The organism is Ideonella sp. FW305-24 (assembly GCF_058788035.1).
The window spans coordinates 670417-694906 of sequence record NZ_JBYTAI010000002.1 but is presented as its reverse complement, the minus strand read 5'-3'; the positions used below and the strand labels follow the sequence as shown (position 1 = coordinate 694906).

Annotated in this window: 22 protein-coding genes; 3 read left to right on the top strand and 19 right to left on the bottom strand. The window is 65.8% G+C overall.

What is annotated here, in order from left to right; genetic code table 11:
• The coding region (locus AC3WR5_RS08760; protein ID WP_492483546.1) for a transposase at nt 1-717 on the top strand (717 nt) is incomplete at its 5' end.
• 224 nt (nt 718-941) lie between these two features.
• On the opposite strand, the gene AC3WR5_RS08755 is transcribed toward AC3WR5_RS08760, so the two are convergent.
• The 16 genes from AC3WR5_RS08755 to recA form a co-directional block, all read right to left on the bottom strand.
• A complete protein-coding gene (locus AC3WR5_RS08755) occupies nt 942-2204 on the bottom strand; it encodes an O-antigen ligase family protein (protein ID WP_492483544.1) in 1263 nt (420 codons plus the stop codon).
• 169 nt (nt 2205-2373) lie between these two features.
• Nucleotides 2374-2742: a hypothetical protein gene (locus AC3WR5_RS08750; RefSeq protein ID WP_492483542.1), complete on the bottom strand. Its 369-nt coding sequence runs from the start codon at nt 2740-2742 to the stop codon at nt 2374-2376.
• 19 nt (nt 2743-2761) lie between these two features.
• Nucleotides 2762-4663 (bottom strand): sulfatase-like hydrolase/transferase, encoded by a 1902-nt coding sequence (locus AC3WR5_RS08745; RefSeq protein WP_492483540.1) that lies wholly within the window; start codon nt 4661-4663, stop codon nt 2762-2764.
• Between the two features lie 103 nt (nt 4664-4766).
• A complete protein-coding gene (locus AC3WR5_RS08740) occupies nt 4767-5180 on the bottom strand; it encodes a pilin (RefSeq protein WP_492483538.1) in 414 nt (137 codons plus the stop codon).
• Nucleotides 5181-5403: 223 nt separating this feature from the next.
• Entirely contained in the window at nt 5404-6264 is an 861-nt protein-coding gene (locus AC3WR5_RS08735; RefSeq protein ID WP_492483536.1) for an MBL fold metallo-hydrolase, read from the bottom strand.
• Nucleotides 6261-8471 carry a CHASE2 domain-containing protein gene (locus tag AC3WR5_RS08730; protein ID WP_492483534.1) on the bottom strand — a complete coding sequence of 737 codons (2211 nt, stop codon included), beginning with the start codon at nt 8469-8471 and terminating at the stop codon, nt 6261-6263. The genes AC3WR5_RS08735 and AC3WR5_RS08730 overlap by 4 nt, the downstream gene beginning before the upstream one ends.
• A gap of 21 nt (nt 8472-8492) precedes the next feature.
• Nucleotides 8493-9122: an FHA domain-containing protein gene (locus AC3WR5_RS08725; protein ID WP_141288200.1), complete on the bottom strand. Its 630-nt coding sequence runs from the start codon at nt 9120-9122 to the stop codon at nt 8493-8495.
• A 51-nt stretch (nt 9123-9173) separates the two neighbouring features.
• Nucleotides 9174-9977: a Stp1/IreP family PP2C-type Ser/Thr phosphatase gene (locus tag AC3WR5_RS08720; protein ID WP_492483532.1), complete on the bottom strand. Its 804-nt coding sequence runs from the start codon at nt 9975-9977 to the stop codon at nt 9174-9176.
• A 48-nt stretch (nt 9978-10025) separates the two neighbouring features.
• Complete coding sequence (locus AC3WR5_RS08715) at nt 10026-11027, bottom strand: serine/threonine-protein kinase (RefSeq protein ID WP_492483530.1); 1002 nt, start codon at nt 11025-11027, stop codon at nt 10026-10028.
• Between the two features lie 123 nt (nt 11028-11150).
• Entirely contained in the window at nt 11151-11849 is a 699-nt protein-coding gene (locus AC3WR5_RS08710) for a TerC family protein (RefSeq protein ID WP_141288198.1), read from the bottom strand.
• 311 nt (nt 11850-12160) lie between these two features.
• Nucleotides 12161-12859: a TerC family protein gene (locus AC3WR5_RS08705; protein ID WP_141288197.1), complete on the bottom strand. Its 699-nt coding sequence runs from the start codon at nt 12857-12859 to the stop codon at nt 12161-12163.
• Nucleotides 12860-13058: 199 nt separating this feature from the next.
• Nucleotides 13059-13952 (bottom strand): succinate--CoA ligase subunit alpha, encoded by an 894-nt coding sequence (gene sucD / locus AC3WR5_RS08700; RefSeq protein WP_141288196.1) that lies wholly within the window; start codon nt 13950-13952, stop codon nt 13059-13061.
• Between the two features lie 103 nt (nt 13953-14055).
• Nucleotides 14056-15216 (bottom strand): ADP-forming succinate--CoA ligase subunit beta, encoded by a 1161-nt coding sequence (gene sucC, locus AC3WR5_RS08695; RefSeq protein ID WP_141288195.1) that lies wholly within the window; start codon nt 15214-15216, stop codon nt 14056-14058.
• Between the two features lie 54 nt (nt 15217-15270).
• Nucleotides 15271-15873, bottom strand: a complete 603-nt coding sequence (locus AC3WR5_RS08690; protein WP_141288194.1) for a DUF2889 domain-containing protein — start codon at nt 15871-15873, stop codon at nt 15271-15273.
• Nucleotides 15874-16055: 182 nt separating this feature from the next.
• Nucleotides 16056-16664, bottom strand: coding sequence for a regulatory protein RecX (locus tag AC3WR5_RS08685; RefSeq protein WP_310742414.1), 609 nt, complete (start codon nt 16662-16664; stop codon nt 16056-16058).
• 98 nt (nt 16665-16762) lie between these two features.
• Entirely contained in the window at nt 16763-17815 is a 1053-nt protein-coding gene (recA, locus tag AC3WR5_RS08680; protein WP_141291147.1) for a recombinase RecA, read from the bottom strand.
• A gap of 165 nt (nt 17816-17980) precedes the next feature.
• Here recA and AC3WR5_RS08675 point away from each other — a divergent pair, with 165 nt between their 5' ends.
• Nucleotides 17981-18652 carry a response regulator gene (locus AC3WR5_RS08675; RefSeq protein WP_141291149.1) on the top strand — a complete coding sequence of 224 codons (672 nt, stop codon included), beginning with the start codon at nt 17981-17983 and terminating at the stop codon, nt 18650-18652.
• Nucleotides 18653-18658: 6 nt separating this feature from the next.
• Nucleotides 18659-20170, top strand: coding sequence for a sensor histidine kinase (locus tag AC3WR5_RS08670; RefSeq protein WP_492483526.1), 1512 nt, complete (start codon nt 18659-18661; stop codon nt 20168-20170).
• A gap of 85 nt (nt 20171-20255) precedes the next feature.
• Here the strand turns inward: AC3WR5_RS08670 and AC3WR5_RS08665 are convergent, their stop codons facing one another.
• From AC3WR5_RS08665 to mrdA, 3 genes are all read right to left on the bottom strand, one after another.
• Nucleotides 20256-21074 (bottom strand): transporter, encoded by an 819-nt coding sequence (locus AC3WR5_RS08665; RefSeq protein ID WP_492483524.1) that lies wholly within the window; start codon nt 21072-21074, stop codon nt 20256-20258.
• A gap of 81 nt (nt 21075-21155) precedes the next feature.
• Nucleotides 21156-22310 carry a rod shape-determining protein RodA gene (gene rodA / locus AC3WR5_RS08660; protein WP_492483522.1) on the bottom strand — a complete coding sequence of 385 codons (1155 nt, stop codon included), beginning with the start codon at nt 22308-22310 and terminating at the stop codon, nt 21156-21158.
• The gene (gene mrdA, locus AC3WR5_RS08655; protein ID WP_492483520.1) at nt 22307-24469 is read right to left on the bottom strand and encodes a penicillin-binding protein 2; all 2163 of its coding nucleotides are present in this window, start codon (nt 24467-24469) and stop codon (nt 22307-22309) included. The genes rodA and mrdA overlap by 4 nt, the downstream gene beginning before the upstream one ends.
• Nucleotides 24470-24490 lie beyond the last annotated feature (21 nt).

Sequence of the window (24490 nt, the reverse complement as noted above, 5' to 3'; positions counted from 1 at the left end):
CTGCGTGAGGTGCGCCGCAAGATGGGCGGCCTGGCCGACGAGGCCCGTGCGAGTTTGGACACCTGGATGCAGCGCGCCGAGCGCATCCATCGGCAGCGGCCCAAGGACAAGAACAAGCTGTATGCCCTGCATGCGCCGGAGGCCGAGTGCATCTCCAAGGGCAAGGCGCGCCAGCCCTGCGAGTTCGGCGTGAAGGTGAGCCTGGCTGTCACCCACCAGCACGGGCTGATGGTGGGCGCGCGCAGTTTCCCCGGCAACCCGTACGACGGCCACACGCTGGCCGCGCAGATCGAGCAGACCACCAACCTGCTGCAGGACATCGGGGTCAAGCCCACCACCGCCATCGTGGACCTGGGCTACCGCGGTGTGGACAAGGAGTTGGCGCCGGTGGAGGTGATCCACCGAGGCAAGTTCAAGTCGCTCAGTCCAAAGCAGAGAACCTGGCTGAAGCGGCGCCAGGCCATCGAGCCGCTGATCGGCCACACCAAGACCGACCACCGCATGGACCGGTGCTGGCTCAAGGGCGCGCAGGGCGACGCGCTGCATGCGGTGCTGTGCGCGGCGGGCTTCAACATCCGCTGGCTGCTGCGGGCCATAGCCCGACTGGGCCTCGGCGGTCTTCTGTTGGCCCTGACCGCGCTGGCGCTGTATGCGGCGGCCATGGCCAACCTGCTGCGTCACCCGCGCTCTGGCTTCGATGCCCCGTCTGCAACGTGACCGCTGCGGCTCAAGGAATCAAATGACTGCTGTCGCTGCGCTTGAAATGGATTTTGCAGGGCCGACTCAGTATCGAAAATGAACGATCGACCTCGAAGATGTGGGCTTCCAATGGCCCAAGAAACTGCAGCACCGCCCGATTCCTGGCGCTGTAACGATAACAGCGTCTAAAATGGGGGCATTCGATCACGTTATGCGGTTTCTTTGGAAATCAACAACCATTTTCAGCCGATGGTTGCAAGCTGCTTTATCTTTGCGCACCAACTGCCAGCCAAGACTGCAAAGAGCATCATGGGGATCGCGTGGTAGAAAAGACCATCAACCAGAGCGTAAGTGAAGAATCCCGCAATACAGCAACTCAAAGCCTGAAGTTCCGAGGATTGGCAAAACCAGGAACGCCATTTGGCCTGATGTCCGGTCAGTTGACCAACAATTTGTATTGCAAGATTCGCCGCGCAAATGATGCCCGCGATACCGAATTCCAGTAGCCAAAGCAAAATGCAGGAATGGGGCTGCACCGCAGTGGAGGGGTAAGAGGCATTCCCCAGGCAGCAGCCTGAGGTGAGATAGCCTTCCGGTCCGTAACCCCAAAACGGACGCTGCAGGACACCTCTCACGGCGTCATGCCACATCTCCCAGCGGCCGGAGGTATGGTAGATCACGATGGCTCCCGCCTCCTGCGTGCGGGCGAATATGCTGCCGGCGGCCAAGATGCCATGAGATTCCACATAGTAGCTGGCGTACCCCGCAATGCATGTTGTTGCCAAACAGAATGCCAAAATCGAAACGCGCTCTTGGTAGATGCACAGCGCCAAGGCCGCAGAGACCAGCCAGGCGTACAGCGCACCTCGTGTGCCCAGGGCAATGATTTCGAACAATGCGCAGGTCGTCAGCAAAAATGCCGTGAGTCGCAGGCGGCGACTGGTCATGAAGATGCCAAGCCCCCCTGCAGCTGCAACAAATCCGAGGTAACCAGGGTGGCGAAAGTGCGAGTGGTAGGGCAGGCGGGTTAGGCCGTCGTAGTGCCCGTTCAACATGGAAACGATCCAAGCCACGATGGCGGCCAGCACCAGTACGTGTACGACACCTATCACGGTGAATATCTCGGTCGCTCCGCCGCGGGTTCCTCGTCGACCAAGGATATAGGCCAGAAATCCGAGCAGGCCCGTTGCGAGATAGAGATACAGCCTGTCCAACGCCGCCAAGAGGTTCGGAGACGACGCGGTGGATATGACTGCGCTTAATATCAGGATCAGCAACGAGGTGGTGACCTTGGGCTGCCGGCGCCAACTTTCCCCCGTTGCCCCGGCGAGCCACAGCCCGATGGCCACGGCCGGAAACAGCCTTTGGGCCGTTGCAAGGTTGTAGGCAGTGGAAGGGGAGGCGAAACTGACGATGCAGGCATAAAGCAGCAACCCAAATAGAATGGGCGTCGCCCAGCGTTGCGCAGTGGCCTTGCTGTTGCGCGTGAAGGAGGCTGGCAGCATGGAGGTGTAGTTGGAAAGCGGCCGTGGCTGCTGTCAATGTAAGGTTTGAGATCTACCCCATCGTGGCGTTGGTGCCGACCTATGCCAGTCGGGCACGATAGGCTTCCATTTCAGAAATGTCCCGAGGGCTTGATGCGCGGCGTGAGCATGTCAGCATCTTGCCGCAGCCTCAGCCGGTCAAGGCCAGCGATGGACGGTTTCTAGAACCGCCCTTATGGGTGACTGGTACGCGCTGTGCGTCAAGGTAGATCGCAAAGCCCAGCAACGCTACCGCCAGGTAAACGGGGACCCTGGCCCAAGCACGCGTCGGGCTCGGGGCCAAAGTGATGGAAATTAGCAAGGAGGCAGAGAAGCAGAGTAACAACAGGCTTGTGGCAACGAACACGTGGCTGGCCACGATGCCGTTGTATTCGATTGAGGGTGGCTGGTAGGCCAGAATGCTGAAGTAGAACAGCAATGAGAAGCCTGACGCAGCCCCCCAGCGGCGAAACAGGTTCCTGGCGACTTCTTGCACTGCTTCCGCTGTCAGGTATTGCATGGGGAAATTCGCGAGCACATCATTCGGCTGAGCCACCCGCAACAAGCATCAACCTTTGCTGATAGGCCTTGATCTTTTCGATGTCCGCGGCAGCTGGGGGTATTTCTATAGGATCCTGGCCGTCATTTTCGAGCCGATAGGCGTGAAATTTCCCATCGGCCTTTCTGAAAAAAGTCAACCTATCCTTGCAGCGCCAACCCACATCCTTGGTGGCCACGAGCTCATGCAAGCGATCTTCACGTAGTTGCATGCGCCCATGCGCGTCCGTTTCATAGTAGTTGAGTCCTTGTGCTGCGAGCTTTTTTGGATCTAGCGTTGCATAGTTTGCCGCGTTCGAAAATCGAATGCCTGTTTCCACGGGAATGCAGGCCTGGGCGGGTTGCAGATCGATACGGCCATTTGCAGCAAATCCCTCAATGGCGGCGCGCAAGTCCATGAGTGACACCTGTTCGTGTCGCAGGGCAGGAGCGCTCACGGGATGGCCGTCCTTGAATTGAATGGTTCCAAGCACGATACGACTCTGATGGTCACTGAGAACGTCTGCGCCATGACCATAGCCGCTCACCGAAAAATCGCGGCCATTCATCTGCGTGTGTGCTTCGATGTCGCCGAGGCCCTCGCCATGATCCGAGAGCACCACCACGAGAGCGTCGTCTAGCTGGCCCGATTGACGAAGCCCATCCATCAACTGACCGATCTGCCCATCGACAGCGATTACTGCTTCAACATGATGAGCCCGGAAGCGATTTGCATCGGGCACCTGCACGGACGTATGGCGAGAAATGAAGGGGTAGTGGCCAGAGAGGAAGTGAATGGCCAGGAATAGCTTGTCCGCGCCTTGGGTCTCTTTCACCGCATGCTCAACGAAGCCGCTCGCGTCGTAGTTGTTGTAGGAGGCGACATTCAAATATGAAAACGGCAGGGCCCATTCGCCCAGCGGGGTTTGCAGCAACAGGTTCGTGAGCGGAGAATCATTGAATTGCTGGATGGCAAAGTCCAAGGCCCCAACCTTGGGGCCGACGACTGCATTGAACCCGAAGCGCTCATCCATGTTGTTGAAACGTCGCTCGTCTATGGCGAACACCGTTCGGTAGCCTAGCGCTTGCAGATGTTGGGTTACTAATCCTTGAGTTTTCACATGGGACAGGCTGCGCAGGTTAAAAATGGCGCCATGCTCGGCTGGGGTTTGACCACTGAGGATGGTTTCCCAGGCTGGGTAAGTGCGGCCCAGCAATGTATAGGCTCTGTCATAACGCGTGGCATGCTGCATCAAATCGCGCAGATGAGGGAATCTGTCCTGCTCGCTAGCCAGCACCGCGGCTGAGAGCGAGTCGATTCCCACCAAGATGATGTTTCTTTGCGCGCCCTTGGCCCTTGCGGTGCTGTGCCACGCGGGCAACATCGCAGCCACAGAAATTGCAACACAGGAGGCCAGCGCGCCTCCCCACACAATTGGTCGACGGAGGCGGGTTTGATTGCGCCAGGTGCCTAACGCTGCGCAGGTGAACAGAAGACTGCCGCTGACTGTGGCCACTGGCATGTTGGCAATTGCGCTGTAAGCCATCGAATAGTCAGAGTTCGGGAACCACACGGCATTGCTTGCAACAAGAAAAATCCAACCCAGGATCAGAATGGAAAGCCTGGGCAGCAATGGCCGCTGCTTGAGGCACTTGGCGGTTACGTTGCCCAGCAACGTCAACGTGGCATACCAGAGGGTAAACAAAATCAGGTGGGTCAGCGCATTTTGAGCGATTGCCCACTGCAGTGCGGGGATCGCAAGTGTCTGCCGCACCGCCTCAGTTGCGCGAGCATCCATCTCCTGCGACGTGTACAGGTATGGGATGAATGGGGAAAAATATGCTGCACCACTACCCAAGAGGAGCAAAAGTTCGCGTGACCAGCGGCGAAGATCGAGCGTCATGTGGTGCAGGAAAGCAAATCCGGGCGGGAGAATGCCAAAGGCCCTCGCGTGAGCTCGCGAGGGCCTTGATCTAGCTATCGGATGCGGAGCATCCGGTCAGACATCAGCTCGCGTTACGGCATTCCGACGGCACGTACTTAAATTGGGCCGAGTCAGCAGAGCACTTCCAAACAACGCCAGCGGAACCAGCTGTGGGTGCGAGTTTGATGGTCACATTGCCCGCCGAGGTGCCAGAAGCCACCACCGCAGTCATCACGCCACCGGAGCCGCACGACAGCGTCGTCTTGCCAGTTGTGCCTTCAGTCACGCCGGCGCAGGCGTCCGTGCCCGTCTTGCCAGCAGCCAGATTTTCGGAAACTGTGGGCTTGGCGCCGCTCGCCATAACCACGCCTTCCGACACGCGTGCACGCACGGTGTAATCTTGATAAGCCGGCAGCGCGATGGCGGCCAGGATGCCGATGATCGCCACGACGATCATCAATTCGATGAGGGTGAAACCTTGTTGAACGCGCTTCATGGGTTGACTCCTGAGAGGTCTGGAAACTGACTGACGGATGTGACCGGCGGGAAGGTGCCGGAGGTGTTTTGCATTCAGTCTTATGCGAGCGGCGTGCCAGCTTGTTTGGCCGGTTTTCAGCCTGCTCTTCTGACGATTCGGGTCACCTGCCGGCACTGGTTCCGCTTTCGCGGCGGGTGTGGGTGACCAAAAGTGTCAGGGTGCCGTGCCTGGTCGCGTCAGGTCAGGCCAGTGCGATGGTCTGGCCGGCCTGCAGGGTCTGCAGGCACATGCCGGGCAGCCGGTTGGCCAAGTCGGCGAGCACGGCTTCTGTTTCGCCGGGCTTGATGTGGGTGAGCATGACCTGCAGGCCGGCCGGGACGTGTTGCAGTTCGGCGGCCAGCGTGGACGGGCAGTGGTGCAGCGCGTCGGCGGCGATGGCGCGGTCGCGTTCCGGGAAGGCGATCTCGATCACCAGGTGGCTCATCTGTCTGCCGCGCAGGGCTTCCCACAGCGCAGGGTTCGGGCCGGTGTCACCGGTGTAGACCCACAGCGGGCCGCCGTGTCGGGTGGCAACGGCGTAGCCGACCGCGGGCACGCTGTGGCGGGCCGGCAGCACTTCGATCTGGCGGGCCTTGGCGCCCAGCGTCAGGACCTGGCCGACCTGCAACGGCTGCAGCACCAGCACCGGGCTTTCGGTGCTGGGCAGGCGGGTGAAGTCCGGCCAGAGCAGGTTGTTGAAGACGTGCTGGCGCAGCACGGCCAGGGTTTCCGGCAGCGCGTGCAGCTGGATGGGCGGGCGGCCGGCGCGGCGGCGCATCACGGTGTCGGCCAGCAGCGGCACGCCCAGCACGTGGTCCAGGTGCGAGTGGCTGAGCAGGATGTGGTCGATGCGGGTGAGTTCGTCCAGCGTCAGGTCACCAACGCCGGTGCCGGCGTCGATCAACACGTCGTCATCCAGCAGGAAGGCGGTGGTGCGGCAACCCCGGGCGATGGAGCCGGAGCAGCCGAGGACGCGAACGCGGGCTGTTGCAGCCTCCGCTTCGCGGTGTCCCTCCGGGAGGGACTGAGCGCCGCCTTCGGGCGACCGTGCGGGGGCGCTCATGTCGCCGATGCGGACGCTGGCGGCTCGTCCACGCTGGCGCGAAGCCGGGTTTCGAGCGACGCGCAGAGCGCGGCCAGCACGGTGTTCAGCGCCGTGGGGGCGGGGGAAGCCAGGGGGGTGGGAGTGTCAGCGGCGCGCAAGGCAGTGAGGTCGGCCAGCAGGGCCAGAGCTTGGGCAGCATGGTGGGTGCGGACGGCTGCTTGCGCAAGCGCCCAAGTTTGCAGTTGAAGCGCTTGCGCGGGCGTGGGCGGACTGGCGGTGCCAGCGAGCGTGAAAACCGTCACGCTTTGCTGGCGGCCCCGGACCTGGGTTTGATCGACCTCAAGCCACGCCGCGCCGGCGGGTGCGGGGCCGCAAGCGGCTTGTGTGCTGCTTGCGACCAGCAGCGGTGCGCCGAGTTCACGCGTCAGCGCTTCGAGGCGGGCGGCGAGGTTCACGGCGTCGCCGACTGCCGTGTAGCTGCGCCGCAGCGCCGAGCCCAGGTCGCCCACGCAGACCACGCCGCTGGCCAGGCCGATGCCAAAGCGGACGGCAGGCAAACCTTGGTCGCGCAGCCGCTGGTTCAGCGGTTCTGCGGCCTGGCGCAGGTCCCAGGCCGCAGCCACGGCGCGTTGTGCATGGTCGGGCTGGGCTTGTGGCGCGCCCCAGAAGGCCATCACCGCGTCGCCAATGAACTTGTCCAGCGTGCCGCCGTGGGCGTGCACGACCTGGGTCACGGTGGAGAAGTAGTGGTTCAACAGGTCGCGCAAGGCCAGCGGGGGCAGTTGCTCCGACAGCGCGGTGAAGCCTTGCAGGTCGCAGAACAGCAGCGTCAGCTCGCGGTTCTCGGCTTGCAGCGTTTGCTGCTGCGCCGGGTCACGCGCGAGTTCAAGCGCCAGCGCACGGGCGCGTTCGGGCGGCAGGTACTGGTCGAACAGTCGCAGCAGCGAGCGGCGGTTGCGCCATTCGCCCAGGTAGTTCCGGCCGACCAGCAGCAGGGACAGCAGGCCGCCCAGCAGCAGCGCGCTGGCGACCGGCAGCACGAGTGCCGCGCCGGCATACAGAGCGGCATTGGCCGCCAGCTGCAGGGCCATCACGGCGGCCACGCTGGCCAGCGCCAGCGGTGCAGCCTTGAGCCGGGCCGCCAAACCGCAGAGCAGCAGGCTGAGGGCTATCAGGCAGACCTCGTAACCGGGTGCCCAGGCGGGGCGGTAGGGCAAGGCGCCGTCCAGCAGGCCTGCAAGCAGGTGGGCGTGCACTTCCACACCGGGTGTCGCGGGCCCGGCCGGCGTGGGCCGCAGGTCGGCCAGTCCGGGCGCCGAGCTGCCCAGCAACACGATGCGCCCGGCCAGGCTGGCGGCCGGCAGCTCGCCAGCCAGCACGGTGGCGGCGCCGAGGTAGCGAAAGCTGCCACCCTGCACGCCGGCCGGGCCGCGGAACGGCACGCGCCAGTTGCCGTGTTCGTCGACCGGCAAGCGGCGCGCGGCCTGGCCAGGCGGGGACACCCGCAGCGCGGCCACGGCGGCGCGAGGCTGGGCACTTGTGGCGGGCAGCCACTCGGCGGACACGCCTGCCGCGGCCGCCGGGCTGCCGGTCACCAGTTGCAGCGTGGCCAGCGCCAGCGAAGGCTGGAGCTGCCCTTGCACGACGGCCGCGGCCGGCACGCTGCGCACCAGGCCGTCAGCGTCTGGCAGCACGTTGAAGAAGCCGGCGTGCGGCGCGGCCTGGGCCAGTGCCGGCAGGCTGGCGGCGTAGCCGGTCCACAGCGGCCAGCCTTGCGGGACTGTGTTCGTGCTCGCCAGTGCGGCGGGCAGCTGGCCGGCGCGGTAGTTGGCGCCGGTGGCTTGCAGGTAGAAGCCGGCGACCACGGGTTGGCCGCGCCAGGCGGCGGCCAGCGTGTCGTCACCCTCGGCCGCCTCGGGGAAGACGAAGTCGAAGGCCAGCGCGGCGACCTGCTGGCGCTGCAGCAGCTCGCGGCTCAGCGCGGCAATGCGCTCGCGTGGCCAGGGCCAGTGGCCGACGGCCTGCAGGCTGGCTTCGTCGATGTCGACGATGAGGATGTCGGGATGCGGACCGGCGGCATGGGCGGGCGCGAGCAGGTCCTGGCGCCAGTCGTCTGCCGCGGTTTCCAGCCGTGCCAGCGGCGGCAACGGTTTCACGGCGGCATGCCAGGCGCCCAGCAGAGCCAGTGCGCCGCCGGCCCACCACGCGAGGCCGCGCAAGCGCATGGCGTGCTCGTGCGGGCTCGGTCAGCCCTGGATGAACTGCATCTGCGTGCCGGCCAGCTCGATGATGTCGCCGTTTTTCAGCGCCATCACGCCGTCGCCCAGCGGTGCGCCGTTGATGCTGGGGCGGGCGTCGCCTTCGACGTGGGCCAGCACGTAGCCGGTGGGCCGCTTGGCGATCGAGGCGACCTGGGTGCCGGGCTTGCCGACGGTGGTGACTGCCTTGGACAGCAGCACTTCGCGGCCGGCGGCGCCACCGTTCAGCACCTTGACCGAGGCGGGCAGGGTCTGCACGGCAGGCATGGGCGGCAGGTGCGGCGTGAAGGTGCCGGGCCGCAGGATCATGGTCTTTTCGTAGTCCGGCACTTCGTCGGTCAGGTACTTCAGGCGGTACTTGCCGATCTCGATCGAGTCGTTGTGCGAGAGCAACTGTTTCTTGACCGCCTTGCCGTTGATGTAGGTCCCGTTGGTGCTGTTGAGGTCTTCCAGGAAGACGTCTTCACCGACGGCCAGCAGCACGGCGTGCTCGCCGCTGACGGCAAGGTTGTCGATCACGATGTCGTTGTACGGACGCCGGCCCAGGGTCGTGCGCTCCTTCTGGATCTGCACTTCCTTGAGAACCACGTTGTCGAGTGATACGACCAGCTTGCCCATGAAATCCCTCAGTTGTCCGCGTGCGGACGGCTCCTCTACACCCCTGCCAGGTCAGCGCCGGAAAGGCCACCAGGCCCGGGCTGACGCGTTCTGGCTTCCTTTTGTCCTGGCCAGAATCACGGAGATGTTATCCCTTCCGCCCGCCGCGTTGGCGGCATCCACCAAGGCATGGGCGGTGCTGTCCAGGTCGCTGTCGTGCTGGCGCAGCACTTGCGCGATGCCGGAATCCGGCAGCATATCGGACAGTCCGTCAGAACACAGCAAGATGACATCTCCCGGTAACAAGGCGTGTTCGTGCACTTCCAGCATCACCTCGGGCTCCACGCCGACTGCGCGTGTCACCAGATTGCGGTGCGCGGCGAACTGGGCTTCCTCGGCCGTCAGCAGGCCGGCGTCGATCTGTTCCTGCAGCAGCGAGTGGTCACGGCTGAGCTGGTCCAGCCGGCCGGCGCGCCAGCGGTAGGCGCGCGAGTCACCGAGGTGGCCGATCCAGACCTGATGGCCGCCGAACAAGGCGCCCACCAGCGTGGTGCCCATGCCGTTGTACTCCGGCACGGTTTGCGCTGCGGTGAAGACGGCGCGGTTGGCATGTTGTGCGGCAGCGGCCAGCGCGGCCTGCACGGCGGGGCTGGTGGGCGGGGTGGACTGGTCAGGTTGTTGCGCGGCCCATTCGACCAGGTGGTCGCGCATGGTGCGTACCGCCATCTCGCTGGCGACCTCGCCGGCGTTGTAGCCGCCCATGCCGTCGGCCAGCAGGCACAGCGACAGGCCGGGGTCGACCAGCACGGCGTCTTCGTTGTTGTGGCGAGCGCGGCCGGTGTCGAGCGCGCTGCTGTAGTCGAGGCTCAGGGGCACAGGCAGGAATCCTGAAATGTGAAGTGATGCCGGGCAGGCATTGTGCGCTCAAGCGTCATGGGCTTTGGTGCGGGTTTCGGGCAGCACCGTGCAGCTTGGCACCAGGAGACGAAGTTCACGCGCGAGTTGCGTGCCGTCCACATGGCGCTGGCTGGCGTGCTTGGACAGCAGCCGGGCGATCACGTCGGCCAGCAGCGGCGGCAACTCGGGGCGCAAGGCATCCAGCCGCGGGGCCGGCTCGGTGGCAATCGCCACCAGCAACTGGCCCATCGAGGCATGGGCAAACGGCAGCCGGCCGGTCAGCAGCTCGAACAGCAGCACGCCGAGCGCGTACAGGTCGCAGCGCCCGTCCAGCGGCAGGCCGCTGAGTTGCTCGGGCGCCATGTAGCCGGGCGTGCCGACGATCAGCCCGCTGCGGCTGCGCTCGGCGTCGCTGAGGCGGGCGCAGCCGAAGTCGCCCAGCTTCAGCATGCCGTTGGCCGGGTTGAACATCACGTTGGCCGGCTTCAGGTCGCGGTGCACCACGCCTTGCAGGTGCGCATGGGCCAGTGCCTCTGCCATGGCCGCGCCGATCTGCAGCACCAAGCCTTCCGGCAGCAGTTGCCCGGGTGTGGTGTAACGGATCAGGTCGCCGCCTGGCACCCATTCCATCGCGATCCAGCCATGCGCTTCGTGCGACTGGCTGACGACGCCCGATGCGAAGGTCTGCACGATGTGCGGATGCTGCAGGCGGGCTGCCGTTTCGGCTTCGTGCAGAAAGCGCTCACGGGTGTGTTCGCTGCCTTGCAGCCTCACCGTCTTCAGCGCGACGGGCTCGCCGGTGCGCGGCGCGTCTGCCAGGTAGAGCGCACCTTGGGGGCCCTGCACCAGCACCCGCTGCAGCGTGTAGCCGGCCAGTTTGCCCAGCGGCGGCGCTGGCGCTGCCGGCAATGCCGCGGATGTGGCCGGTTCGCTGGGCGGCGGCTGGCTGGTGGCGGGCCAGGCTTGCTGCCTGGCGCCTTGGTTGCGGCGGAACAGCTGCTGCCAGAAGCCCGGTTGGGCGGTTGCCATCGTTGGCGTTTCCCTTGGGTGAATTGGGGCTGGCTGACCTTAGCACAGCGGCAGCCCCGTCAGGTCCTGGGACTCGCCCACCCGCGGGGTGGCATACCTCCACGGGTGGATGCGGTGCGGCGCTCAGTGAGCCACGCCGGGCTGGGCCGCGTTGGTGTTGGCGCGGCGCTTGCGCCACCAGCCCGCAGCCAGCACGCCGACGACCACCACCGCATAGGTCAGCAAGCGGGTGGGCAGCGAGGCATCGAATACCGCGTCCAGCAGCGGCTCGTCGATCACCATCTTGGCGGCAGTGAAGGCCAGCACGCCGGCGCCGATGTAGGTGATGGCGGGGAAACGGTCCACCAGCTTCAGCACCAGGCTGCTGCCCCAGACCACGATGGGCACGCTGATCAGCAGGCCGATGATGACCAGGTCGAAGGCGCCATGCGCCGCGCCGGCCACGCCCAGCACGTTGTCGATGCCCATCAGTGCGTCAGCGACGACGATGGTCTTCATCGCGCCCCAGAAGGTGGTGGCGCCCCCGCCTTCATGACCACCTTCGTCGTTGGAGGCCAGCAACTGGTAGGCAATCCAGACCAGGCCCAGGCCACCGGCCAGCATCAGGCCGGGGATCTTCAGCAGCCAGACCACGACCACCGTCATCAGCGAGCGCACGACGATGGCGCCCACGGTGCCCCACAGGATGGCCTTGCCCTGCAGGTGCTTGGGCAGGCCGCGGGCGGCCAGGGCAATGACGATCGCGTTGTCGCCGGCCAGGACGAGGTCGATCAGGACAATGGCCAGCAGCGCTGAGAACCATTGGGCGGACAGGAATTCCATGTGTGTGCTCCAGGTTGTCGGTGGGTACGACACACCCTGTGATCGGGCGAGAGCCAAAGACGCGCCGGATCAACCGGACGGGGATGCCTTCGAACTCCCGACGCGTGTCGCGCGGGCGTGTCGAAGGTCTTGCTCGACAAGCGGCTGTTGCGGCCAGCTTGTCCGACAGACCGGGGGCTTGCGACCCCGTATTGACGACCTGCCGATGGGAGCTACTCCCCTTCAGGCCGCCATTATGCGGGACACCAAAGGAAAACCCCGCCGGGTGGCGGGGTTTGTCAGCGGAAAAGCGGCCTTGTAGCGGCCTTGTTTCAGCTGGCTTTGGCCTGCGCCGCGCGGTGCGCGCGCTGCTTCAGGAAGTGGCCCAGCGCGACGACGAACACGGCACCGATGGCCCCGGCGATCTCGGGCACGATTTCCGGCTGCGGGCCGATCAGTGAGACCACGCCCGGGTCGGTCAAGGCCATTTCACCGGCCAGGTAGCCCAGCAGTGCGGCGCCCAGCGTGATGATGATGGGGAAGCGGTCCATGACCTTCAGCAGCATCGTCGAGCCGAAGATGATCAGCGGGATGCTGATGCCCAGGCCCAGGATCAGCAGCAGCGTGTTGTTGTGCGCGGCGGCGGCCACGGCCAGCACATTGTCCAGGCTCATCACCAGATCGGCCACGAGGATGGTGCGGATGGCCGTCATCAGGCTGGTGTGGCCGGTGCCGTGTGCGTCGTCCTCATCGTCGTTCTCCAGCAGCAGCGAGGTGCCGATGTAGACCAGCGCCACACCGCCCACCAGTTTCAGGTAAGGCATGGCCAGCAGCTTGACGGCCAGCAGGGTCAGCACGATCCGCATCACGATGGCGGCGGCGCTGCCGTAGAAGATGGCCTTCTTCTGCTGGTTGGCCGGCAGGGCGCGGGCAGCCATGGCGATCACCACTGCGTTGTCGCCCGAAAGCAGCACGTTCGCAAGGATGATGGAGCCGAGGGCGGCCCAGAAGGCGGCCGAAGTGATGTCCATGGCGTGGGATCTCCCGAAGAATGATGTTGTGGGTGGCGGTGGCCCCGGCCCAATGATGGCCGAATGAAAAAGGCCTGATGCATCTGCATCAGGCCCATGCGCAGGGCATCGACCTTGCGATCGATCCCTGGATTCTAGGCAAGCCTGTCAGGTGGCTGTCCGTGGTATTACGGACATCCCTAGGCTGTCGGCGCCGACCTTACAGCATGGCTTTCAGCAGCTTGGCCATTTCCGACGGGTTGCGGGTGATGGTGAAGCCACACTCTTCCATGATGGCCAGCTTGGCATCGGCCGTGTCTGCGCCGCCGGAGATCAGCGCGCCGGCATGGCCCATGCGCTTGCCGGGAGGCGCGGTCACGCCAGCGATGAAGCCGACGATGGGCTTCTTCATGTTCAGCTTGCACCAACGGGCGGCTTCCGCCTCGTCCGGGCCGCCGATCTCGCCGATCATGATGACGGCGTCGGTGTCCGGGTCGTCATTGAAGGCCTGCATCACGTCGATGTGCTTCAGGCCGTTGATCGGGTCGCCACCGATGCCGACGGCGCTGGACTGGCCCAGGCCGATTTCGGTCAGCTGTGCCACGGCTTCATAGGTCAGCGTGCCCGAGCGCGAGACCACGCCGATGCGGCCCTTGCGGTGGATGTGGCCGGGCATGATGCCGATCTTGATTTCTTCCGGCGTGATCAGGCCGGGGCAGTTCGGGCCCAGCAGCAGCGTCTTCTTGCCACCAGCGGCTTCCTTGGCCTTCATCTTGTTGCGCACTTCCAGCATGTCCTTCACGGGAATGCCTTCGGTGATGCAGATCGCCAGGTCCAGGTCGGCCTCGACGGCTTCCCAGATCGCGGCCGCGGCGCCAGCCGGCGGCACGTAGATCACCGACACGGTCGCGCCGGTCTGGCCGGCGGCTTCCTTGACGCTGCCGTAGATGGGAATGTCGGAGAACTTCTCGCCGGCCTTCTTCGGGTTCACGCCGGCCACGAAGGCGTTCTTGCCATTCGCGTAAGCCTGGCAGCCCAGGGTGTGGAACTGGCCAGTCTTGCCGGTGATGCCCTGCGTGATGACCTTGGTGTCTTTGTTGATGTAAATGGACATGGTGCCCCTCGTATGCGGTGTACCGCACCCGATCCCCCGAGGGGATCACGCCCGGCTTGGGGCGGCCCGGCGCTCGGGCGTGGTGCGATGGTGTGGATGGGAGTCAGGCGACGGCGGCGACGATCTTGGTGGCCGCTTCGGCCATCGTGTCGGCCGCGATGATGGGCAGGCCGCTTTCGGCCAGCATCTTCTTGCCCAGGTCTTCGTTGGTGCCCTTCATGCGCACCACCAGCGGCACCGACAGGTTCACCGCCTTGCAGGCCGTGATCACGCCGGTGGCGATGGTGTCGCACTTCATGATGCCGCCGAAGATGTTGACCAGGATGCCCTTGACTTCCGGGTTCTTCAGCATGATCTTGAAGGCTTCAGTGACCTTCTCGGCAGTGGCGCCGCCACCCACGTCCAGGAAGTTGGCCGGCTCGCCGCCGAACAGCTTGATGGTGTCCATGGTGGCCATCGCTAGGCCGGCGCCGTTCACCAGGCAGCCGATGTTGCCGTCCAGGCTGATGTAGGCCAGGTCGAACTTCGAGGCTTCGACTTCGGCCGGATCTTCTTCGTCCAGGTCGCGGTAGGCGACGATTTCCGGGTGACGGAACAGCGCGTTGGCGTCGAAGTTGAACTTGGCGTCCAGCGCGATCAGGTTGCCCTTGGAGTCGCAGTTCAGCGGGTTGATTTCCACCAGCGACGCGTCGGTGTCCATGTAGCACTTGTAGAGCTTGGCGAACAGGTCCACGGCCTGGTCCACCGAGGCGCCGGTCAGGCCGATGGCTGCGGCAATCTTCCTGCTCTGCTCGGCCGTCAGGCCCACCAGCGGGTCGATCATCTCGGTGACGATCTTCTCGGGGGTCGAGTGCGCAACTTCCTCGATGTCCATGCCGCCTTCGCTCGAAGCGATGAAGGCGACCTTCTGCGTGCCGCGGTCGGTGACCAGCGAGACGTAGAGTTCATTCTTGATGTCGGCGCCTTCTTCGATGTAGAGGCGGCGCACCTTCTGGCCTTCCGGGCCGGTCTGGTGCGTGACCAGCTGCATGCCGAGGATCTGCTCGGAGATGGCCTTGACGTCGTCCATCGTGCGCGCGAGCTTCACGCCGCCGCCCTTGCCGCGGCCGCCAGCGTGGATCTGGGCCTTCACGACCCAGACCGGCCCGCCCAGCTTCTGGGCGGCTTCCACCGCCTCTTGCACGTTGAAGGCCGGGATGCCCTTGGGCACCGGCACACCGAACTGGCGCAGGATTTCCTTGCCTTGGTACTCGTGAATCTTCATGGGAGGGTCTTTGCGTGAGTGCGAAAACGGGGAAGGAGCAGCGGCAGTGCCGGCTCAGCGGGAAATGCTGCCAGCGGGACCGGCGCGCAATTTTGCGGCAGTTTCGTCGGCGGCGGCCTGACGGAACCAGCGGGGATAGTGCAGCCTGACCACCTCGCCATCGGTGACGAGGGCGTGGCAGCGGTCGAGCTGGAAAGGGGGTTCGTCGCCCTGGCCGTGGGTGTCCAGCACCTCGCCGGCAAAAGCCTGGACGACAGCGGTGGGCAGCAGGTCGCCCATTTCGGTCAGGTGGGTGCAGCCGCGAACGCCGCCCACGCGTTCGCGCAGCGCGCGCTTGAAGCCTTGCATCAGGTTCAGCCCGGCCAGCCTGCCGTAGGCGTCGCCGTGCTGGTTGCAATGGCCCGGATAGGGCGTGGCGCGGGATTCTGCGCCCGCTTCGAGGATGTTGAAGCGGGTGTCGACGACCAGCCGCAGCAGCAGGTCGTGCACCGGCTCGCCAGCCGGGCGCACCCCGTTGGCGGTGCTGATCGGGTGGGTCTTGATGTCCGTAATGCGGGCGTCGACTTCCCACAGCCCGTCGTCGCGAGCGAACACGGTCACGCTGATCGCACGGTGGTGCTTCAGCTGGCGGGTGGGGGATGCAGCGGGCAAAGGCATGGGGACAGCTGCCCCGAACCGGGCCAGACAACCAAAGATTTTACACCCTTGCTGCATCGCAGCATGCCCGTTCCCTCAAGTGACCTGATGACTTGCCGGCGCGAGGCCAGTCCTCACGAGCAGCGTGTAACCCGCATGTACCTGGTTTCGGGCATCACCTGGATGCCCGCGAGCAGTGCGAGTCAGTCGTCTTCCCTGTCGCCCACAACCCGCCGCACCACGTCCCCAGCAAAGCCGCGCGCGGCGAGGAAACGCATCTGCCTGGCCCTTTCGGCAGCTTCGCTTGCAGGGGTGTCACCAAAGCGTCGGCGCCACACCTCGCGGGCGCGTGCCAGCTCGGTCTGTCGCAGCTGCAGCGCGGTTTCGGCATCCAGCGCCACACCATGCTGCGCCAGTTCCTGCTTGATGCGCATCTGGCCCAGCTTGCCGGCGCGGGCGTTGACGCGGCTCTCGATGAAGCGGGCGTCGCTTTGATAGCGCTGCGCTTCCAGCCAGTCCAGCACTTCGTCGACCTCTGCGCCCAGGTTTTCCTGCGCCAGTTCGTGCATGCCGGCATCCCCATCGTCATCCGGCCCGGCCGATGAGCTGGATGCGGCCGGATCGAGGCCAAAGGCGGTGGCGAAATCCAGGCCGGCGGCGCGCTCGGCCGCGCGGCGCTGGTCTTCGGCCAGCCAGGCAAGGCGCTTGCGGCCATGGGCCAGCAGCTTGGTGCGCAGCTCGGCACGGCTGTGTTCGCGCCGCGCCAGCAGTGCCAGCGCCTGGGCCTTCAGGCTGGGAGGAGCGGTCTTCACGGCGGGACGGGCAGAAGGCGCCAGGAGATGACGCCTGGGCGATGGCTGGCGCCACCGCCAAGTGCCAGCGGCGGCTCAAGCCGGCTGCTGGCCGCGGTTCATGCTGCCGCAGTGCCCGCCGCCGCGTTCAGCAGCGGCACGCCCAGTGCAGCGCGCACCTTGTTTTCGATCTCGCGCGCCAGGTCGGCGTTTTCACGCAGGAATTCGCGCGAGTTGTCCTTGCCCTGGCCGATCTTTTCGCCGTTGTACGAATACCAGGCACCGGACTTGTCGACGATCTTGGCCTGCACGCCCAGGTCGATGATCTCGCCTTCGCGGCTGGTGCCTTCGCCGTAAAGAATGTCGAACTCGGCTTCCTTGAACGGCGGAGCGACCTTGTTCTTGACGACCTTGACGCGGGTCTCGTTGCCGATGACCTCTTCGCCCTTCTTGATCGAGCCGATGCGGCGGATGTCCAGTCGCACCGAGGCGTAGAACTTCAGCGCATTGCCACCGGTGGTGGTTTCCGGGCTGCCGAACATCACGCCGATCTTCATGCGGATCTGGTTGATGAAGATCACCATGCAGTTGGACTTCTTGATCGTCGCGGTCAGCTTGCGCAGCGCCTGGCTCATCAGCCGGGCCTGCAGGCCGGGCAAGGAGTCGCCCATTTCGCCTTCGAGTTCGGCCTTGGGCGTCAGTGCGGCGACCGAGTCGACGATGATCAGGTCGACCGCGCCGGAGCGGCACAGCGAATCGACGATCTCAAGCGCCTGCTCGCCGGTGTCGGGCTGGCTGATCAGCAGTTCCTGCAGGTTCACGCCGAGCTTTTGCGCGTACTGGATGTCCAGCGCGTGTTCGGCGTCGATGAAGGCGGCCACGCCGCCGAGCTTCTGCATTTCGGCCACGACCTGCAGCGTCAGCGTGGTCTTGCCCGAGGACTCAGGGCCGTAGATCTCGACCACGCGGCCGCGCGGCAGGCCGCCGACGCCCAGCGCCACGTCCAGGCCCAGCGAGCCGGTGGAGACGACCTGGATGTCCTCGATCTTTTCGCCATCGCCCAGGCGCATGATCGAACCCTTGCCAAACTGCTTCTCGATTTGCGAGAGGGCCGCTTGCAGGGCCTTGGACTTTTCGGGGTTCAGCGTATTGGCGGGGGCGGGGGCATTCATGCAAGTCTCTCCTGGTGATGGCCGCGATTATGGCAGAAGCTGGATATTCGTACAGTATCTTGGCGCCGCGATTTGCGAGATTGCATCATGTCGCGTGGGCGGCACTGTGAACCTCGCCACCTAGAATCAAACGAGTCGGCCAGCAGGCTGCGAGGAGACAAGGCAATGCGCATCCTGATAGCCGAAGACGACCAGGTCCTGGCCGATGGCTTGCTGCGCTCGCTGCGCGGCGCCGGTTATGCGGTGGACCAGGTCGGCAACGGCAGCGAGGCCGACGCGGCCCTGGCGGCCCACGAATTCGACCTGGTGATCCTGGACCTGGGCCTGCCCAAGCTGCATGGCCTGGAAGTGCTGCGCAAGCTGCGCGCCCGCGGCACCTCTACGCCGGTGCTGATCCTCACCGCGGCCGATTCGGTCGAGCAGCGTGTCAAGGGCCTGGACCTGGGGGCCGATGACTTCATGGCCAAGCCGTTTTCGCTGCAGGAGCTCGAAGCGCGGGTGCGTGCGCTGACCCGGCGCGGCCTGGGCACGGCCTCCAGCGTCATCAAGCATGGCCCGCTGACCTTCGACGCCACCGGCCGCGTGGCCTATATCAATGACCAGATGATCGACCTGTCGGCGCGCGAGATCAGCCTGCTGGAAGTGCTGCTGCAGCGCGCCGGCCGACTGGTCAGCAAGGACCAGCTGGTGGCCCGTCTGTGCGAATGGGGCGAAGAGGTCAGCAACAACGCGATCGAGGTGTACATCCACCGCTTGCGCAAGAAGATCGAGCAGGGCCAGATTCGCATCGCCACCGTGCGGGGCCTGGGCTACTGCCTCGAAAAAATCGCCGCCTAGAGGCCCATGCGGCTGTTGCCCTCCGCCCGCCCTGCGCCTTCGGCCGACAGCAGCACGCCACGCGAACAACGCTCGTTGTTTGGCGAGATCCTCGACTGGATGCTGGCGCCGCTGCTGCTGCTGTGGCCGATGAGCGTGGCGCTGACCTGGCTGGTGGCGCAGAACATCGCGGCCCGGCCTTACGACCGCGACCTGGGCCAGCTGGCCCACATGGTTTCGCGCCAGATGGCGGTGGAGCTGGCGGCCAACCCTGGCCTGCCGGTGCGGCTGCCGGAATCTGCCGCGGTGCTGCTGCGCAGCGACGAAGTCGACCGGGTGTATTTCCAGGTGCTGGACGCCCAGGGGCGGCTGATCACCGGCGACCGTGACCTGCCGCAGGTCGACGGCGAGCGCAGCGCACCGGGCGAGCTGGCCTGGCGCGACGCCGAGGTGCGCGGCGAGCCGGTGCGCGTGGTCAGCCTGCGGCCGCTGCAGGTGGACGGCAACGCTTCGCAGCCGTGGCCGGTCGCGCTGGTGCAGGTGGCCGAGACGCTGGACAAGCGCTCGCGCCTGGCCACCGAGATCATCAAGGGCGTGATCCTGCCGCAGTTCGTGATCCTGCCGCTGGCGGTGCTGCTGGTCTGGTTTGCGCTGGCGCGGGGCATCGCGCCGCTTAATCAGCTGCAGCAGCGCATCCGCCAGCGTGAGAGCCACGACCTGAGCCCGATCGAGGAACACGACGCGCCTGAGGAAGTGGCGCCGCTGGTGCGCTCGATCAACGACCTGCTGGCCCGGCTGGACCAGAGCATGGGTGCGCAGAAGCACTTCCTGGCCGACGCTGCGCACCAGCTGAAGACGCCGCTGGCGGGGCTGCGCACCCAGGCCGAGCTGGCCCAGCGCGAGATTGATGCGGGTGGCGACGTGCGTTCGGTGCGCCGCTCGCTGCAGCAGATCTCGCTGTCCAGCCAGCGTGCGGCCCACATGGTCAACCAGCTGCTGGCGATGGCGCGCGCCGAGGACCACGAACAGGCCCAGCGGCGCCAGGTGTTCGGCCTGGTGCGGCTGGCCATCGACACGGTGCAGGACTTCGTGCCGCGGGCGATGGAAAAGCGCATCGACCTGGGCTACGAGGGCCCGGACGCCAGCGAGCGGGTGGCGAAGCTGCTAGGCCAGCCGCTGCTGGTGCGCGAGCTGGTGCGCAACCTGGTCGACAACGCGCTGCAGTACACCCCCGAGGGCGGCACGGTCACGGTGCGGGTGTTCGCCGACCCGTTTGGCCAGGTCATGGTGCTGCAGGTGGAGGACAACGGGCCGGGCATTGCGCCGGCCGAGCGCGAGCTGGTCTTCCAGCCGTTCTACCGCGGCCTGGGCACCAACGTGGATGGCAGCGGCCTGGGCCTGGCCATCGTCAAGGAAATCGCCGACAAGCATGGCGCCACGGTGAGCGTCGAATACGCCCGCGAAACGCCGCAGCACGAAGGCCTGGGCACCTTGATCACCTGCCGCTTCCCGATCGCGCCGGCCGTGCCGGCGGCGTAGTGGTTCTCAAGAAAACGCCGGGCCGCCCCAAGTTTTCTTGGCCCCCTCGGGGGGGCCTGACGCGAAGCGGCAGGTCTGGGGGTGCTCAGAACCGGATCGAGACGCCGGCGCCCCACTGGAAATCGGCGGTTTCGCGGGTCAGGCCGCGCGAGGCGGCGAGGTCCAGCTGCAGCGAATCGGTCACCAGGTAGCTGGCGCCGAAATCGAAGCTGACGACCTTGCCGCCGTTGTGCCTGGCGGCGAGTTGCTGGCCGGCGATTTCGACGAAGCTGTGCCACGCCGGCCCCCAGCCCTTGCCCAAGGTGATGGCGAAGATGCCGGCGGCAAAGCGCTTGCCGTCCTCGGTCTTGTCGGCGACCACGCCCGGCATCACGCCGACCGAGAAGTCATGCGGCAAGTCCCATTCGGCGACAAAGCGCAGCGAAGGGCGCACGCCCTGGCCGCGGAAGTCGCGGCTGCCCGAAGCCAGGTCGGCGTGCAGCAGCCAGGCCATGCCCGGTGCGCCAGTCTCTTCGTCGCCCTCCTGCATGCGCCACTTCAGGCCCAGCGAGGTGTCGGCAAAGCCGTGGGTGGTGGTGGTCGTGTCGGCGGTCGTGTCCTGCGTGCGGCTGTGCATCGCGCCGTCGGTCTCCACGCGCAGTTCCAGCGCGTCACTGACGCCCAGGCGCAGCAGCGTCGGCGTGCTGCGGGCGCGGGTCTTCAGGCCGCTGCCGTCCTGGCGCTCGCTGCTGAAGCCGGTTTCGATCTGGAAGCGGCCGCGGCCGACCACGTCGCTGGATTCGACGAAGTCCGGCCGGTCGGTGACGATCTCGTCGCCAGCAAAGGCCGAAGGCGGCGCGCAGGCCGCCAGCAGCGTCAGCGTGGCAAGCCGGGGGAAACGGAACAGGGGCAGGGCAGCAGCCATGGGACTTCCTCGCGAGGAAGCCCCGCACCCCTGGCATTTCGGCGCGTTGGCGCCGGAACTGAAGCGGCTCGCCCGAAGGTCTCAGCTTTGCATCAGCCGCCGGCTGCGGGCGATGGACATCAGCATGCCCATGGCCAGGCCCAGCGTGACCATCGCGGTGCCGCCGTAGCTGATGAAGGGCAGCGGAATGCCCACGACAGGCAGGATGCCGCTGACCATGCCCATGTTGACCATCGCGTAGGTGAAGAAGCTCATCGTCAGCGCGCCACCCAGCAGCCGCGTGAAGGCGGTGGGCGCCTGTGCGGCGATCACCAGGCCACGGGCCAGCACGAAGGTGAAGCAGGCGATCAGGCCCAGCGTGCCCATCAGGCCGAATTCTTCTGCATAGGCGGCGAACACGAAGTCGGTGGTGCGCTCGGGGATGAACTCCAGATGGGTCTGCGTGCCCTTCATGAAGCCCTTGCCGGTCGGGCCGCCGGAGCCGATGGCGATCATGCCCTGGATGATGTGGAAGCCCTTACCCAGCGGGTCGGTGGTCGGGTCCAGCAGTGTGCAGACGCGGTGCTTCTGGTAGTCCCGCATCGCAGGCCATTTCACGCCGTCCTGGCAGATGCGGTCACCCGACATCACCAGCGCCGCGACGGCGATGGCACCAGCCAGCAGCACCGGCAGGATCAGTTTCCACGACAGGCCGGCGAAATAGATCACGTACAGGCCGCCGGACAGGATCAGGATGGCGGTGCCCAGGTCCGGCTGCTTGACGACCAGGCCCACCGGCACCAGCAGCAGCAGCCCGGCGACGACGAAGTCCAGCGTGCGCAGCTGGCCCTCGCGCTTCTGGAACCACCAGGCCAGCATCAGCGGCATCGCCAGCTTCAGCAGCTCGCTGGGCTGGATCACGATGCCCACATTGAGCCAGCGTGTCGCGCCCTTCTTGGTCACGCCGAACAGCGCGGTGGCCACCAGCAGCGCCACGCCCACGGTGTACAGCGGCACGGCCACGCGCATCAGCTTTTGCGGCGGGACCTGGGCCACGGCAAACAGGATGAACAGCGCCAGCAGCATGTTGCGGCCGTGGTCGACGAAGCGGGTGCCGTGGTCGTAGCCGGCCGAGTACATGGTCACCAGGCCGATGCCGCCCAGCAGCACCAGCCCCAGCAGCAGCGGCAGGTCGAAGCCGTAGAAGACCGGCAGCACGCGGCGCCACAGCGGAGGACGTTCCAGCACCACACTCATGGCTCGACTCCCGAACTTGGCTTCGGCGCAGGCGCCAGCACTGGCAGCGCTGCGCTGGCCGGTTTGGGTGCCCCGGGCGGCACGGGGGTCGATGCAGGCGGCGCCGACCCCACGGCGGTCGCTGCCGAGGCGGCGCTGGCCGCGAGCGCAGCTTCGCTGGCGGCCAGCTCCGGCGTGGGCACCAGGCCCATTGCGACACTGGCGCCAGTGCCGGTGGGCAGCAGAATGTCCGCCGGGTTGCGCGGCTTGCCGACCGGCGCGGTGGCCTTGCCCTGGCGCACCAGCGCCATGTCTTCTTCGCTGGGGTACTCGTTCCTCAACACATAGTCGAACACGCGGCGCGCGATGGGCGCGGCCGAGGTCGAGCCGAAGCCGGCGTTCTCGACGATCAGGGCCAGCGCGACGCGGGGCGCTTCGAGCGGCGCGAAGGCGATGTAGAGCGAGTGGTCGCGCTTGCGCTCGTCGGCCTTGATGTCCTTGTAGGTCTGCCCCGCCCGCAAGCCGATCGCCTGAGCCGTGCCGGTCTTGCCGCCGCTCTGATAGCCGGCACCGGCGAAGACTGCACGCGAGGTGCCTTCGAGCGTCACGCCGTTCATCGCGTTGCGGATCACGTCGACATCGGCCGGACGCAGCGGCAGCGCGCTCAGTGCGTCGCTTGCGATGTGGCGCTGATCGTGCTTGACCACGTCCTCGATCTCGCGCACCAGCCGCGGCTTGTAGCGCTGGCCGCCTGTCGACAGCGTGGAGACGGCGGTGGCCAGTTGCAGCATGGTGAAGCTGTTGTAGCCCTGGCCAATGCCCAGCGAGATGGTTTCGCCGGGAAACCACTTCTGGTTCGCCGGAGTCTTCGCAAAGTAGCGACGCTTCCAATCCTGCGAGGGCAGCACGCCGGTGACCTCGCCTTCCAGGTCGATGTCGGTCTTGCGGCCGAAGCCGAAGGGTTCCAGTTGATCGTGGATCAGGTCCACGCCCATCTCGTTGGCCAGGCTGTAGAAGTAGACATTGCTGGAGGTGACGATGGCCAGGCGCATGTCCTTGGGGCCGGCGCGGTCGCCCTCGGCACTGCCGAAGGTGCGGCCGCCGAAGCTGTAGGTCAGGTTGTCCTGGATCACCAGGCTGGGCGAGCGCTTGCCGGTGTTGAGCGCAGCCATCGCCATATAGGGTTTGAAGGTCGAGCCCGGCGGATAGGTGCCGCGCATGGCCCGATTCAGCAAGGGCTTGTCGGGGTTTTCGTTCAGATCGCGCCAGGAGTCGGCATCGATGCCGTCGACGAACAGGTTCGGGTCGAAGGTCGGCTTCGAGACGAAGGCCAGCACCTCGCCGTTGCGCGGGTCGATGGCGACCAGCGCGCCGCGGCGGTCGCCGAACAGCTCCTCGACCATCGCCTGCAGCTTGATGTCGATCGACAGGTGCAACTCGTTGCCAGGCGTGGGCGGGCGGCTGTTGAGCCGGCGCACTGCACGGCCGCCGGCCGAGGTCTCCACCTCCTCATAACCGGTTGCCCCGTGCAGCTCGCTTTCGTAGCTCTGCTCCAGCCCCAGCTTGCCGATGTATTCGGTGCCGCGGTAGTTGGCCAGCACGTCCTCGTCCCAATCCTCCATGGCCTTTTTCTCGGCCTGGTTGATGCGGCCGATGTAGCCCAGCATGTGGGACCCGGTTTCACCCAGCGGGTAGTTGCGGAACAGCCGTGCCTTGATGTCCACGCCGGCAAAGCGGAAGCGCTGGGCCAGGAAGCGCGCCACTTCCACGTCGGTCAGCTTGGTGCGGATGGGCAGTGACTCGAAGCTCTTGCTTTCTTCCATCTGCCGCTTGAAGCGGCGCCGGTCGCGCGGCTGGATCTCGACCACCTGCGTCAGCGCATTGATGGTCTCTTCCAGGTTCTCGACCTTGGACGGCGTGATTTCCAGCGTGTAGGCGGTGTAGTTCGAGGCCAGCACCACGCCGTTGCGATCCAGGATGCGGCCACGGTTGGGCACGACGGGCAGCACCGCAATGCGGTTGGCCTCGGCGCGGGTCGACAGTTCGTCGTGCCGGTAGACCTGCAGATACACCAGCCGCGAGCTCAGCAGCCCGAAGGCGATCAGCACGAAAAACGCCGCCGCGACCGAGCGCAGCCGGAACCTGTCCAGCTCGCGCTCGACATTGCGCAACTCCGTCATGCCGGCAACTTTTGCATGCGC